Below are 13,307 nucleotides of genomic sequence, written 5' to 3' on the forward strand. Positions count from 1 at the left end.
GCGCCGCGTGCCACCGTGCCGCCCGGCCCCCCGTGACCGCCGAACGGGCCGTGGGTCACGTGGGGAGGCCGTCGATCTTCGGATTCAGCCGAGTTCTCCGGTGGCCTTGAGGTGCTCCATGAACGCGGCAGCGATCCGCGGACGGGGCGCTTCTGGAACGAGGGTGTCCGACAGTTCGGCCTCCAGGCCCCATTCCGTGTTGAAGGCGACGGCCATTCCCGTCGGCAGCACGTTGTTCGAGAGCCAGACGGCGAAGGCGGCCGCTGTGTGCACGGTGCAGTCCATGATGGACACCCCCTCGGGGGCAAGCAGGGCCATACCTTCAAGCTCTTCGTCGTCCAGGGTGATCCCGAAGTGCATGGACGATCCGCTGACCGGGCCGTCGGAGCCATCGTCGATGCGAATGAACTCCTCCGGGTTGCGCTCGCGCAGCAGGGCCTCCAGGCCCTCATAGGACAGGCCCCAGCTCTGCCCCTCCGGCGGGCTGAAGATGTACATGGTGCGAAGTTCGGCGATCTCTTCCGGTTCCATCGTGGCGCTGTGCTTCCTGTGCGGCGGGGCAGCGGTGGTCAGGGTACGTAGCGGGCGTGGCCTTTGACACCGTAGGCGGCCATCATGACGCGCCAGTACTGGACCGACTCCTGGTTGTTCGTGACCGTCTCGACTCCTCGCATCTCCGTGTTCCTCGGATCGTCGAGCGCGGCAGCGTACTTCTTCAGCTCGTTGCGGTCCTTGTAGTAGAGGAAGTCCTTCTTCCCCTTCTCATGGTTCTCACGGAGTTCGTCGAGCGAGCGGTAGCAGCGCTGGTTCGGCTTGTGGACATACTTCGCCTCGACGGCCATCCCGTCGAGGTCACGGAATCCGTCCACCATCAGCGTGTTCCCTACGCTGTGGCCGGGCGGGATAGGGACCTCGTACTCTGGGGAGCCGGACACGCGCTTCTGGTAGGCGACTTCCGCCGGCTTGCCACCCGAGACCTCGCCCGGCCGCAGCGAGCTCAGCCAGGTCTGGAACTTCTTCTGCTCCCCGGGGGTGAGCGGTGGAAAGCGGGGGTCGGGCGGCGTGCCTGGGGGGATCGGCTGGACGCGCGGGCCGCCCTTGGAGGGGCGATAGCCGACCGGAACAAGGGTCGGGACACGGATCAGCGGAGCCAGGAACGGCGGCAGACCTGGTGGCACGAGGCTGTCGTTGTCGGGCTGCGGCATCTTCACCCTGGACTTGGACGTGTCCAAGGCAGCGGGGATCTTGCCGAGGGCGGCGATCCGTGTGTCACCGGCAATGGCCTCGTGAAGGCCGCCATCGTGGCCGTCCCCTCCAAACCTGGGCTGTTCCCAGGGCCAGAGGGACTCTCCGGTGAGGGGCATGGATTCCATGGCCCGGCGATCCTTGGCGGTCTCTATGTGATCGGCGTAAGCGTCACACGCGTTGGCGAGCATCTTGCAGGCGGTGGGAAGGTTCGCCATGAGCGTCTCGTCCTCGCCCACCGCGCTCGGCGGCGCGGTCTTGCCGACGAACTTCTTGAAGAAGTCCTCGACCGCGTCGGCGGTCTCGCCGACCTGGTCGAGGTTGGCGGTCTTCCACGCGGTGTCGGAGTCCCAGTAGGCGTCTTCGAGGATCTTCGCGGCGCTGCGCCAGGTCTTGGCGACGGCGCGGAGTTTGTCCGGCTGGCCGAGGAAGCGCTCGTTGAAGAAATACTGGTCGGTGCCGCTGGTTTCGCCGACCACGTCGGGCAGGTCCTCGGCGTTGTGGCTGGCACGTGGGTTGCAGTCGGGGCCGGATGGCTGGTCACCGATCCCCGGGTCCTGAGGGCTCTTGCCAAGGAGCTCCGCCGCTGTCTTGCTCTCGTTCTTCAGGAACTCCTCGGACGCTTTCAGCAGTGCACCGGCACCGTTGGCCATCACCTGATGGGCAAAGCCGGACTTGTCGAAGACCGTCTTCACGGCCTCCTTGTACACGGCGGCGAAGGCCCGTCCCGCCTCGTCGTCACCCGCCATCCCGCCATGCTCGCTGAGTTCGGTGAAGAGCAGACTCAGCATCTCGAAGATCAGATCACGCAGCCTCACCATCGACCAGGACGCGTTGACGAAGTTCGACGTCTGATGCCGGAGATCCAACGCTCTCCCGCCCTCCCCGCAGATCCACAACGGATGCCCACAGCACCGTACACGGGTGCGAACTGTGCGTGCACGAGCGACGGTTGACGCCCCCGTGTCGCAGACGGCCAGCGAAGCGAACAGCGACGCGCACTGACCAGATCCTGCCACCGGCGCCACCCGGACCTCGCGCCACAGAGCGTCAGCTACGCCTCCCAAACGAACGGCTTCGTGCGTGCGCGGTGCGTGAGCGGACTGTCCGGCACGAGCCGTCATAAGCAGGATCAACCAATCAGCGACCGTGGCGCTGACCAGGTAGAACAGCGCCAGACAACAGCACCGAGCACCCCCCGGCAAGGATTCGATCCCACTCCTAAAGCGGGTGTCGCAGGTTCGAATCCTGCCGGGGGCACCAATCTGATCAAGAGTCTCCGCAGGCCATGGGCGCGAGCACACTGACTCCCGAGTCAGGCCGGGTCCGGTGGGTGCCCGACGGAGGTGTTGAACAGTGCTTCGAGAGGTTGCCGCAGGCCGGGGCGTGGTCGTCTAGCACCCCTTTGAGGTTCACGTCGACCATCCGGTCCCACTCGTCGACCTTGAGTTCGTCGAGCGCGGAGACCGGTCCGACACCGGCGTTGTTCACCAGGACGTCCAGCCCGCCGAACTCGGCTTCGGCGGTCGCGACCAACGCCGCGACGTCTGCTCGGCTGGTCACGTCGGTCGCCACGGCCACGGCCTGTCCGCCGGCGGATCGGATGTCCTCGACCACGTCGTCGAGTGCCTTGTCGCTGCGGGCTCCGAGCACGACCTCCGCGCCACGCGCGGCCAGGCGGAGGGCTGTGACCCGGCCGATCCCGCCGCCGGCACCTGTGGGCGCGTGCCTGCGTGTCGGCGAAGGCGCGTCAGTGGTGGTGGCCGTGGCGGCCGAGGGTCTCCACGGGGGTCGCGCCGGGGCGGGTCCACTGTGGCACGGGGCGGCTGGTCGGGCCCCAGGTGGCGTTCCCGTTGGCGTCCGAGCGCCAGGACCAGCACGGGCTGCCTCCCTCGGGCCGGCCCTCGGGGGTGTCCTCCCACGCCTCGCCGCGGCCGTAGGGCGTCATGTCGAGCAGGCCCAAGGACCCGTTGACCCGCTCGTTGCCACGGCCCGTCGTGGAGTAGGTGAGGAACACGCGGTTGCCGTCGCGCAGGAAGCAGGTGAGGTGACCCATGTCGTCGCCGACCGGCGCGTCCACGTCGCGCACCGAGTACCAGGGCTGGGTGTAGCCCATGAACGCGACGTAGGGGGCCACTTCGTCCCACCGGCCCGTGGTCAGGATGGCGAACGAGACGCCGCGGGCGCCCAGGTAGACGTCGTCCTTCAGGTGCCAGGCCGTGGTGGTGCAGCCCTCGCACTGCCCTTGGTGCGGCGTGTCGTCATACCACATGTGCTTGTAGACCACGAGTTCGTCGCGGCCCTGGAACAGGTTCAGGAACGGGACCGGGCCGTCGGGTCCGACGACCTCGACCGTCCCGTCGAACTCCACCATCGGCAGGCGGCGGCGGGCGGCGGCGATGGCGTCGCCCTCGCGGGTGTGGGCCTTCTCGCGGGCCAGCAGTTCGTCGCGGGCGATCTGCCAGGTGGCCGGGTCGACCACGGGCGGGCGGCCGGGCTGTGGGGTGGTCGGGTCGTCCGGTGTGGTCGTCATGGTGTCCTCCGTGGTGTCTCGTGCCGGGCAGCGTCGTACGACGTTCTACGGCGGTCACCGGAAGAGACTCGCGGCCCGGCCGGAACTCATCGCAGCAGGCGCGTCGCGCTGCCCGGGCGAGCGGCCCTTCCCCGTCGTAGCGCGGCGTCCGATAGCCGCCGGACAGGGCGGGGGCAGGCGGCCAGCCTGTTGGACGTGAACGATTCTTCCGAAGCGCTCGTCGAGCGGTATCTGCTGGCCGGCGCCGAGTTCGAGCAGCGGCTGCGGGCCGTGCGGGCCGGGCAGTGGGCCTGGCCGACGCCCTGCACGGAGTGGAACGTACGCGACCTGGTCCATCACATGACCCGGGGCAACCTCGGCTACACGGGGCTGCTGAACGGTGACACCGGTGAGGACTTCCTGCGCCGACGGGACGCCGACGCCCTGGGCGACGACCCGGTCGGCGCGTATGTCCGGTCCGTGCGGGATTGCGCCAATGCCTTTGCCCGGCCCGGTGCGTTTGAGCGTGTTCTCGACTATCCCCTGGGCCGCGTTACCGGCCGGCAGGCCCTCGCCGTGCGTACCACCGACAGCGTGATCCACACCTGGGACCTCGCACGCGCCCTCGGCGTGGACGACCGCCTGCGCCCGGACCTGGTGGAGTGGGTCGACGGCCATGTGGAGGCGATCTACGCCGGGCTGCCCGAGACGCCCACCGCGACCGAGACGACCCATCGGTTCTTCGCGCCGCCCCTGCCCCCTCTCCGTCACGACGCCGCTCGCCAGGACCGGTTGCTGCGCCGGATGGGCAGGGACCCGGATGGGCTGGGACCCGGAGGGGAGGACGCTACCGGCCTCGGACGCGCTTGAGCCTGGTCCAGCCCGTCCAGCCCCGTTCCCTCAGCAGCTCGATCAGCCGGCGGGCGGGGGGCACGGTGTCGTACGCCAGGGTGTCCATCAGTGCCACGAGCGGGGGGTCGAGGTCGGCGTCGTCGACGTAGTGTTCGCCCCGCTCGTCGGCCAGTCGCGTGAGGTAGGCGGCCAGGTCGTCGGCCAGGCCGGTCAGGCGTGGATCGTCGGCGGCGTGGTCGAGGGCCTGGCTCAGGGTGCGGTAGAAGCCGATGAACCGCGGGTCGGCGATCTGCGCCCGCTTGCGGGCCATCCACTCCGGGACGCGTTCGGGTGAGCGCGCGGCCAGGGGGACCCAGCCGTCGCGGTCGGCCCGGACGATCCGCTCGTCGATGCCGAGAGCACGGAGGTGGTCGAGGAAGGCGACCACCTCCCGGGGCAGTGCCAGATGGTCCCCGGCGGCCAGGCGGGCGAGCTGGTCGCGGTGGTGTTGGCGCTCCTGGATCTCCGTGCGCAGCCGTTTGTCGATGTCCGCGACGGCCGCGGCGAAGTCCGCTTCGTCGGCCTGGAGGAGTTCGCGTACGCGCGCCAGCGGGACCCCGGCCCCGGCGAGGGTGCGGATCTTGATCAGTTCGACCACGGCGCCCGCGTCGTACCTGCGGTATCCGGACTGGTCCCGTTCCGGTTCCGGGAGCAGCCCCTTGGCGTGGTAGTGCCGCACCGCGCGGACCGTCACTCCGGCGTACGAGGCCAGTTCGCCGATGGTCAGCATCCCGGCAGGTTACGGATGATCTCCGCGATGTGCGGGGCGTGGGTGAAGACCAGGCGGTGGTCGGCGTCGAGCCAGGTCGTGGAGGTGTGCGGTCGTGCGCGTACGAGACGTTCGACGCCCGCGCGCCACAGCTGGTTGTGGCGTGGCGCACGGCCCTCGGCGCTGTCGCCGGCGATGTTGGCCGACATGATCAGGCTGATGGGGTGGTCGATCTTCCGGTAGCGGTCGAGGAGCGCGGACCGCACCACGTCGATTTCGAGGTTCAGGTCGTGGATGTCGTGTGCGGTGAGCCGCGTGGAATGCGCCAAGTCGTCTGCCAGTGAGCGGAATTCCGCCAGGTCGGCATCGGTGATGAACGGTTCGGGCAGCGGGTTCGCGCCGTCGATGAGGACGAGCCCCGCGACGGCGTCGGGGCGCTCGGAGGCGTAGTGCACGGCCAGGTCCGCGCCCAGCGAGTAGCCCACGAGCAGGGGCGCCGTGGGCAGGTCGAGCGCCGTCAGTACGGCGACGAGGTCGCTCAGGAACGCGTCGAACGAGTACCGGTCGGAGGCCGAGGCGAGACCGTGGCCCCTGAGGTCGAAGGTGACCACGTCGTGGTCGCGCCGAAGGAGCGCGGTCAGCTCGTGCAGGTCGGCCTGGGTCGAGTTCAGGCCGGGGCACAGGACCAGCGGGCGTCCCCGGCCGCCGCGAATCATCGGGATCGTGACGCCGTCGTGGTGGATCGTTTTCGTCGTCATGCCGGTCATGCTGCGGGGCTGCCCCTGCGGCAGGGTCAAGACGGGGGTGCCGTGAACCGTTCGGCGGCGTCCCGGAGTTCGTCCTCGCGCCGCGGGTCGTACGTCTCCTCCGACGACCGGGCCTCGCGGCCGCGGTCGACGTACGACCCGGTCGGCGCCCGGGTCGTACCGAGGACGACGTCGGCGAGGTAGCGGCCCGCGGTGCCGCGGGTGGTGGCGAACGGGGTGAGGGTCATCGCGGGCAGGACGCGGCGCATCGCGAAGCGGGAGACGGGAGCCGCGTTGCGGGCGAGGCCGGTGCCGGGGACGAATCCGGGGTGGTGGGCCACGACGTCGATCCCGGCCGGGAGGCGGCGCGCGTACAAGGACGCCGTGTCCCGCTGCCCCCGGGATGTCCCGGCTCGGCCGTCCGGTGAGCGAACCGCGCGCCGGGTCCGACGCCTTCGCGCACCATTGGGCCGTGCGGACGGCCGCCGTCCAGCACACCGCCGACCGGTAGCCGTCCTCCCGACTCCGGGGCGACCGGTAAATCTTCGGAAGTTTTCGTGATTCTTTCCGGAATGCTGTTGACTGTTGATGTGAGCAGATCAAAACTGCGAGGCAAACGCCGCATGGTCTCCCCACCGGCCTCATGAGGGCGAGGAGGAATCACGCACATGAAGCACGTATCCGCTCACACACACCCGACAACCGGCAGGCGCGGTCGCTTACGCGCGCTCGGCCGGTTCAGGCTGCTCATCAGCATCGCCTGCACGACGGTGCTGGTCACCGTGGCCGCGATAGCGCTGCCCGGCACCGCGCAGGCCGACACGGTCGTCACCACGAACCAGACCGGCACCAACAACGGCTACTACTACTCGTTCTGGACGGACTCGCAAGGCACCGTCTCCATGAACCTGGCCTCCGGCGGCAGCTACAGCACGTCGTGGCGCAACACCGGGAACTTCGTCGCGGGCAAGGGCTGGAGCAACGGCGGACGCAAGAGCGTGACGTACTCGGGCACGTTCAACCCGTCCGGCAACGCCTACCTGGCGCTCTACGGGTGGACGTCGAACCCGCTGGTGGAGTACTACGTCGTCGACAACTGGGGCACGTACCGGCCCACGGGGACGTACAAGGGCACCGTCACCAGCGACGGCGGTACGTACGACATCTACAAGACCACGCGGTACAACGCACCGTCCGTCGAAGGCACGCGCACCTTCGACCAGTACTGGAGCGTGCGGCAGTCGAAGCGGACGGGCGGAACCATCACCACCGGCAACCACTTCGACGCCTGGGCGCGCGCCGGGATGCCGCTGGGCGACTTCAAGTACTACATGATCCTCGCGACCGAGGGCTACCAGAGCAGCGGCAGCTCCAACATCACCGTGGGCGGCGGCTGATGGGCACCGGAACGCGTCACCCGTCACGTTCCCTGGTCGTGAGGCTGGCCGTCGTCGCGACCGCCGCCGCGGGCACCCTCAGCGCCCACGCCGCCACCCCGGCGCAAGCCGCGGCGCCGGCGGCCTGCAACGGGTACGTCGGGCTCACCTTCGACGACGGCCCGTCCGGCAGCACCTCCGCCCTGCTCGACGCGCTCAAGCAGAACGGGCTGCGGGCCACGATGTTCAACGAGGGCCAGTACGCCGCCGCCAACCCGTCCCAGGTACGGGCCCAGGTCACCGCGGGCATGTGGGTCGCCAACCACAGCTACACCCACCCGCATCTGACCCAGCAGAGCCAGGCGCAGGTCGACTCGGAGATCTCCCGGACGCAAACGGCCATCGCGAACGCGGGCGGCGGCACGCCGAAGCTGTTCCGGCCGCCGTACGGGGAGACCAACGCGACGGTGAAGTCGGTCGCGGCCAAGTATGGCCTGACCCAGATCATCTGGGACGTCGACTCACAGGACTGGAACAACGCCAGCACCGACGCGATCGTGCAGGCCGCAGGACGGCTCACCAACGGCCAGATCATCCTCATGCACGACTGGCCCGCCAACACGCGCGCCGCGATCCCCCGTATCGCACAGGGCTTGGCCGGTCGCGGCCTCTGCGCCGGGATGATCTCACCCCAGACCGGCCGCGCCGTGGCCCCGGCCTGACAGCACCAGCACGCGCACGGCGGACGTTCGGAACAGCGAAAGCGGCGCCACCGGGAGAATCCGGTGGCGCCGCCCTTTCTTTCAGGACTCGGCGGTCAGTCCCTGATCTCTTCGGCGCACTTGGCATACCGCAGCAGCGGTCGGCAGGCCCCCGTCTCCGCGGGGCCTGCCGCCGTGCGCCCCGGCGCCAGAGGTCCGGCGGATCGTCAGGCCGCCGCCTTGGCGATGATGCCGTCCATCTCCTCCCGGCCGAAGGCGCGCAGGGTCGTGGTGCGGACGTTGCCCAAGCTGCTGAGCTGCAAGGATGCCGCGGTGGCGGTTTCGTCGTCGGGTGCCTCGATGGTGAAGACGACGTCGTACGGGCCGACTGTCCAGAGGAAGTCGAGGAGCTTCACCCCTTGCTTGTCCAGCGCCGCCTTGAACGCGTCGTAGCGCTTCGGGGTGTCCCGGTAGGCGCGGACTCCCTGCTCGGTCCAGTTCAGTAGCACGACGAATTTCGGCATGACCTTCACCTCCACGAAGGGGCACATCGCGAGGTCAATCGTCGACGTCAGGGGCGCCGACCGCCCGAGAGGCGCACCCATTCGGGTGGTACGCCGGGGCGCCCGCCGCCACCTCCGCCCGGGCGGGCTCATGGACCGCCGCGTCGGTCCTCCGGGCCCGCCGGATCACCCCGGGCCGATCAGCGGCGCCTCCACCTGAGCCGGTCAGCCGATGGGGTTGACGAAGGTGCCGGGGTGGGTGGCACCGCGCTGGTCGACGAGGCTGTCGTTCTCCCAGGGCCACTCGACCTTGAGGGACTCGGTCTCGTCGGGCGGAGTGATCTCGACCCGGGCCGGCTGGTAGAAGCCCTCTTCCTCCTTGGTGAAGGCGAGGTTCAGGGTGAACTCGGTGCTCTGGCCGGCCTCCACCTCCACGGGGCTCCCCTTCTGCGAGGAGCGGGCCAGGGACCAGCGCTCGCCGCCGTTGATCGAGGTCAGGTCCACACCGGGGAAGCCGCTGAGCTTGCAGGAGCTGGTGCCCTTGTTCATCAGGACGATGGTGGCCGTCGCCGACCCGTCCGCGCCCTCGTCCGGGACCGGGAGCGCGTCCTCGCCCGTGGCGAAGGCGGCTTCCAGGTTTTCGGTGCGGCAGCGCTCGACGCCCGCGTGCGCCCTGCCGCTGCCTTCGGCGGCGCCCTGCCCGCTGCCCGACCCCGCCGGGGCCGTGTCGGCCTGGCCCGCGGACTGCGCGCCGCCGGTCTCCGAGCCGTTGCAGGCCGTCAGGGTCAGGGCGGCGGCCGCGGTCAGGGCCGCGGCGGCGACGCGGAGGGTGCGACGGCGGGCGGTGCGGGCAGTGGTGTCGGAGCGCATTTTCGGGTCCCCCGGAGAGGTCGGTGTCGTGGTCCGTTCGGTACGACAACAACTCTCGCCGGGGCCACTACCGCAACACTGCCACCCGGCTGACTTCCGGCTAACACGCCTGTGCCCAGGGAACGGACGCCAAGGGGAAGCCCTCAGCGCGTGACCAGCACGCTCACTTCCAGGGCGCCCTTGTTGTCGTCCAGGCAGGTGTCGCCGTCGTTGATCCGCAGCTCCAGGGTGCCCGCGTGGGCGGCCCGGAACGTCCACTCGCGGCCCGCGCGGTGGCTCGGCAGGCTCTTGGGATTCCCCGAGAAGCGGCCCAGGAGGGTGCCGAACCGGGATCCGGAGTCGACCTTGCAGCCCCAGGCGCCCCGCAGGGATTCGTCGTCGGCGGCCGTGTGCCCGAGGGGGCCCACCTCCGGCAGGGAGCCGGAGTCCACCGTCCAGGTGCCGGTGGAGTAGCGCACCGTCACCGCGTCGCCCTTGCGGAGCGGGGTCCGCGTCGCGCGCTGCCAGCCCTCGGTCGACTGGACGCTCAGCTTCGTGGTCGTGGTGACCGGGGCGGCCGGGGTGGGCTCATCGGTCGACGCGGCGCTCCCGGGGCCGAACGGCGGCGCGTCCGTCACCACCAGGAAGACCCCGGTGGCCAGGGCGGACACCAGCCCCACCGCCACCGGCCACCACCACCTCACCCCGCGGCGCGGGGGCGCCGCGGCGGGTATGCGGTCCACGACGGTCGGCTCCGCGCCGGCGACGGTCGGCTCCGCGCCGACGAGGGTCGGCTCGGCGCCCAGGGCGCGGATGCTCGTCTGCGTCGCGGCCTCCGCCAGGGAATGGGGCACCCGTACCGTCGTGGCGTGGATGCCCGCGTCGCCGGTGGGCGCCGGGACGGCCGGGCCGGGGGCGGAACCGTCCACGACGCTCCGCAGCGCCTCGCGCAGCTCGGCCACCGAGGGCCGCTGGTCCGGGGACTTGTGCAGCAGCGCCTCGATGACGGGCCGCAGCGGGCCGACCCGGTCCGGGATGTTGGGTGCCGCGAAGGTGACCGCGTGCAGTGCGGCGGCCTGGGTGGTGCGCTGGAACGGCGCCACCCCGGAGGCGACGGCGGACAGGGTCGCGCCCAGCGCCCACAGGTCGGACGGCGGGCCGACCTCGTCGGCGGTCAGCTGCTCGGGGGCCATGTAGCCGATGGAGCCGAGGAGTTCACCGGCCGTGGTGAGCGAGTCGTCGCCTTCCAGGGCGGCGATGCCGAAGTCGGTGAGGACGGCGTTGCCGTCCGGGCGCAGCAGCACGTTGGCGGGCTTGATGTCGCGGTGCAGCGCCCCGACGGCGTGCACGGCTTCGAGGGCGCTCAGCAGCTGGAGGCCGATGGCGGCGGTGCGCTGCGGGGACAGCGGACCGGTGGCCGCGAGGTGACGGTCGAGGGAGGGGCCGTCGATCAGCTCCATCGTGATCCACAACCGGCCGTCGTACTCGACCAGATCGTGCACCCCGATCACATGGGGGTGGTGCACCCGGGCGACGGTGCGCGCCTCCCGCACCGCCCGGCGCAGCCGCCTGTGGTGCTCGTCGCCGTCGCTGTGGACGTGTAACTCCTTGACGGCGACCTCGCGCTCCAGCACCCGGTCCCGGGCACGCCAGACGGTGCCCATGCCGCCCCGGCCGAGCTGGTCCAGGAGCAGATAGCGTTCGGCGATCAGCCGTCCGTCCTCGGCGGATCTCACTCGGTCTCCCCTGTCTCTCCCCCCGGCCCCGGCCGTACGCGCGGGGATCGATGCGGCGAGCATAGCGGGACCGTTGTCGTACTCGTGCGGCTGATCGAACCGGCCGGCGCCTTCGGCGGGTCGCGGGTGTTCAATGGACCGCATGGCGGACGACAACGGGTGGCGCGTCGAGCTGAGCGGGGTCCCGGAGACCCTGCTGTGGAACCTTTACATGCGCGCGCACGAGGCGCGGCGGCCACGGCCGGTGCTGGCGGATCCCAAGGCCGTGGAGCTGGTCGACCGCATCGACTACCCCTTCGAGGAGACCTTCGGGCCACCCGGTCCGCTGCTCGCGCAGGGGCACGCGCTGCGGGTGCGGACCTTCGACGACGCCGTACGGGACTTCCTCGCCTCCCACCCGGACGGCACCGTCGTCGCGCTCGCCGAGGGGTTGGAGACCCAGTACTGGCGGGTGGACAACGGACGGGCCCGCTGGCTGTGCGTCGAGCTGCCGGAGACCGCCGCGGTGCGGCGCGCCCTGCTGCCGGACGACGAGCGGCGGCGCACCCTCGCCCGGTCGGCGCTCGACCTGTCGTGGCGGGAGGAGGTCGATCCCTCCCGCGGGGTGCTGATCACCGCGCAGGGGCTGCTGATGTATCTGCGGCCCACCGAGGTACGGGACCTGATCGCCGGATGCGCGGAGGGGTTCCCGGGCGGGGCGCTGGTCTTCGACGCGGTGCCCCGCTGGTTCAGCGCGCGCACGATGCGCGGCGAGCTGCGCACCGCGCGGGGGTACCGGCCGCCGCCCATGCCGTGGGGCATGGACGCGGGTGAGCTGGCGAAGGTCCGCGGCGCCCATCCGCGCGTGGCCGAGGTGCGGGAGCTGCCGCCGCCGCGCGGGCGGGGGCTGTACCACGGGGCGCTGGTGCCGGTGCTGCGGCGGCTGCCCGCCGTACGGAATCTGCGCCCCACGATGACCGCGATCGCCCGCTTCGGCTGAGTGGCTGGTTTTCTCACCGATCTCCACTGATCGCCGAGTCAGTCCTCATCTCATCACCTGGCGGAAATTCGGGCGCGTAGAGGGCCATAAGGGCGCATACCCCGCCCGCGTCCATTGCGCTTATCTCAACACCTCCGTAGCGTGTCGGCCATGCGGCAAGAGTTCGACGTCGCGGCGCGCGTCCGTCAGGTGATCGACGAAGCGGGCTGCAGCCAGCGGGAGTTCGCGCGGCGTGTGGTGATGGACCCCTCCAAGCTGTCCCGCTCGCTCGGCGGCACCCGCCGTTTCACCGTCGCCGAACTGGCCCGCATCGCCGACGCGGGCCGGGTCGACGCCGGGTGGCTGCTCGGCACCGCCGGACCCGGCGAACCCGCCGCCGGCGCCCCCGAACCGGCCGCCCGCCCCTCACCCCCCGAGGGCGGGCGGCCCCTCCAGATCGTGCGCGAGACGGTCCGGCTCATCGCCGAGCACGGCTTCCACTCCGTACGCGTCGCCGACATCGCCGCCGCCTGCGACACCAGCACCGCCGCCATCCACTACCACTTCCCCGGCCGCGCCGAATTACTGGAAGCCGCCGTGCGCTGGTGCATGGACGAGGACACCATGCGCCGCGCCGCCCGCCTCGCGGACGCCGACGACGCCCTGGAGGAGCTGCGTCAGCTCATCGACCTCCAGGTCCCGGACAGCACCCAGCAGCGCCACCAGTGGCTGGTGTGGATGGACCTGTGGGCCGAGGCCGCGCGCTCGACCGCCATCGGACAACTGCACGCCGCGTTCTACCGGGAGTGGCGGCGCACCATCGCCGAGGTGATCCGGCGCGGTATCGCCCAGGGCGTCTTCCGCGACGTGGACCCGGAGTTCGGCGCCCTGCGGCTCACCGCGCTGATCGACGGCTTCGCCACCCAGGTGGTCGCCACCGCGCCCGGTGAGGGCGGTACGAGCGCGGAGCACATGCGCGCCGCCTGCCTCGCCTACGTCGACACGGAGCTGTCCGCACGGCCCCCTCACCGTCCCGGCGAAACCCGTTCATCCCCGTTCCCGTAGCTACGGAGCAGTCGCA

At 70.8% G+C, this 13,307-nt stretch carries 13 protein-coding genes and 2 pseudogenes; 5 read left to right on the plus strand and 10 right to left on the minus strand.

Annotation, left to right across the window (positions count from 1 at the left end):
* Nucleotides 1-84: 84 nt before the first annotated feature.
* The 4 genes and pseudogenes from ASC60_RS35325 to ASC60_RS35340 all read right to left on the minus strand — a co-directional run bounded on the left by ASC60_RS35325 (nucleotide 85) and on the right by ASC60_RS35340 (nucleotide 3,778).
* Nucleotides 85-531 carry a hypothetical protein gene (locus tag ASC60_RS35325; protein WP_055557806.1) on the minus strand — a complete coding sequence of 149 codons (447 nt, stop codon included), beginning with the start codon at nucleotides 529-531 and terminating at the stop codon, nucleotides 85-87.
* 38 nt (nucleotides 532-569) lie between these two features.
* Nucleotides 570-2,036: a restriction endonuclease fold toxin-2 domain-containing protein gene (locus ASC60_RS43510; RefSeq protein WP_234357267.1), complete on the minus strand. Its 1,467-nt coding sequence runs from the start codon at nucleotides 2,034-2,036 to the stop codon at nucleotides 570-572.
* Between the two features lie 604 nt (nucleotides 2,037-2,640).
* Nucleotides 2,641-2,970: pseudogene (locus ASC60_RS35335) on the minus strand (SDR family oxidoreductase); the annotation flags it as partial.
* A gap of 25 nt (nucleotides 2,971-2,995) precedes the next feature.
* Nucleotides 2,996-3,778 (minus strand): DUF899 family protein, encoded by a 783-nt coding sequence (locus ASC60_RS35340; protein ID WP_055557808.1) that lies wholly within the window; start codon nucleotides 3,776-3,778, stop codon nucleotides 2,996-2,998.
* 195 nt (nucleotides 3,779-3,973) lie between these two features.
* Between ASC60_RS35340 and ASC60_RS35345 the strand changes: the two genes are divergently transcribed.
* Nucleotides 3,974-4,627, plus strand: coding sequence for a TIGR03086 family metal-binding protein (locus ASC60_RS35345; RefSeq protein WP_055557840.1), 654 nt, complete (start codon nucleotides 3,974-3,976; stop codon nucleotides 4,625-4,627).
* Here the strand turns inward: ASC60_RS35345 and ASC60_RS35350 are convergent.
* The 3 genes from ASC60_RS35350 to ASC60_RS35360 are packed head-to-tail and all read right to left on the minus strand — an operon-like array spanning nucleotide 4,605 to nucleotide 6,480.
* Complete coding sequence (locus ASC60_RS35350) at nucleotides 4,605-5,378, minus strand: MerR family transcriptional regulator (protein WP_055557809.1); 774 nt, start codon at nucleotides 5,376-5,378, stop codon at nucleotides 4,605-4,607. The genes ASC60_RS35345 and ASC60_RS35350 overlap by 23 nt on opposite strands.
* A complete protein-coding gene (locus ASC60_RS35355) occupies nucleotides 5,372-6,115 on the minus strand; it encodes an alpha/beta fold hydrolase (RefSeq protein ID WP_107097252.1) in 744 nt (247 codons plus the stop codon). The genes ASC60_RS35350 and ASC60_RS35355 overlap by 7 nt, the downstream gene beginning before the upstream one ends.
* Nucleotides 6,116-6,150: 35 nt before the next feature.
* A complete protein-coding gene (locus ASC60_RS35360) occupies nucleotides 6,151-6,480 on the minus strand; it encodes a hypothetical protein (RefSeq protein ID WP_063787271.1) in 330 nt (109 codons plus the stop codon).
* Between the two features lie 291 nt (nucleotides 6,481-6,771).
* On the opposite strand from ASC60_RS35360, the pseudogene ASC60_RS35365 reads away from it, so the two are divergent.
* Together ASC60_RS35365 and ASC60_RS35370 are read left to right on the plus strand one after the other, a co-directional pair.
* A pseudogene (locus ASC60_RS35365) lies at nucleotides 6,772-7,494 on the plus strand (glycoside hydrolase family 11 protein); the annotation flags it as partial.
* Between the two features lie 44 nt (nucleotides 7,495-7,538).
* Entirely contained in the window at nucleotides 7,539-8,201 is a 663-nt protein-coding gene (locus ASC60_RS35370; RefSeq protein WP_234357269.1) for a polysaccharide deacetylase family protein, read from the plus strand.
* 206 nt (nucleotides 8,202-8,407) lie between these two features.
* Here the strand turns inward: ASC60_RS35370 and ASC60_RS35375 are convergent, their stop codons facing one another.
* The 3 genes from ASC60_RS35375 to ASC60_RS35385 all read right to left on the minus strand — a co-directional run bounded on the left by ASC60_RS35375 (nucleotide 8,408) and on the right by ASC60_RS35385 (nucleotide 11,268).
* Nucleotides 8,408-8,704, minus strand: a complete 297-nt coding sequence (locus ASC60_RS35375) for a GYD domain-containing protein (RefSeq protein ID WP_055557842.1) — start codon at nucleotides 8,702-8,704, stop codon at nucleotides 8,408-8,410.
* 204 nt (nucleotides 8,705-8,908) lie between these two features.
* Nucleotides 8,909-9,553, minus strand: a complete 645-nt coding sequence (locus ASC60_RS35380; protein ID WP_055557812.1) for a DUF4232 domain-containing protein — start codon at nucleotides 9,551-9,553, stop codon at nucleotides 8,909-8,911.
* A 143-nt stretch (nucleotides 9,554-9,696) separates the two neighbouring features.
* The gene (locus ASC60_RS35385; RefSeq protein ID WP_055557813.1) at nucleotides 9,697-11,268 is read right to left on the minus strand and encodes a serine/threonine-protein kinase; all 1,572 of its coding nucleotides are present in this window, start codon (nucleotides 11,266-11,268) and stop codon (nucleotides 9,697-9,699) included.
* Between the two features lie 133 nt (nucleotides 11,269-11,401).
* Here ASC60_RS35385 and ASC60_RS35390 point away from each other — a divergent pair, with 133 nt between their 5' ends.
* Both ASC60_RS35390 and ASC60_RS35395 read left to right on the plus strand, forming a co-directional pair.
* Complete coding sequence (locus tag ASC60_RS35390) at nucleotides 11,402-12,247, plus strand: class I SAM-dependent methyltransferase (protein ID WP_199831140.1); 846 nt, start codon at nucleotides 11,402-11,404, stop codon at nucleotides 12,245-12,247.
* Nucleotides 12,248-12,397: 150 nt separating this feature from the next.
* Nucleotides 12,398-13,291 carry a TetR/AcrR family transcriptional regulator gene (locus ASC60_RS35395; RefSeq protein ID WP_055557814.1) on the plus strand — a complete coding sequence of 298 codons (894 nt, stop codon included), beginning with the start codon at nucleotides 12,398-12,400 and terminating at the stop codon, nucleotides 13,289-13,291.
* The last annotated feature ends 16 nt before the right edge of the window (nucleotides 13,292-13,307 follow it).

It is taken from the genome of Streptomyces sp. NBRC 110028 (assembly GCF_001417735.1).
Lineage (GTDB): Bacteria > Actinomycetota > Actinomycetes > Streptomycetales > Streptomycetaceae > Streptomyces.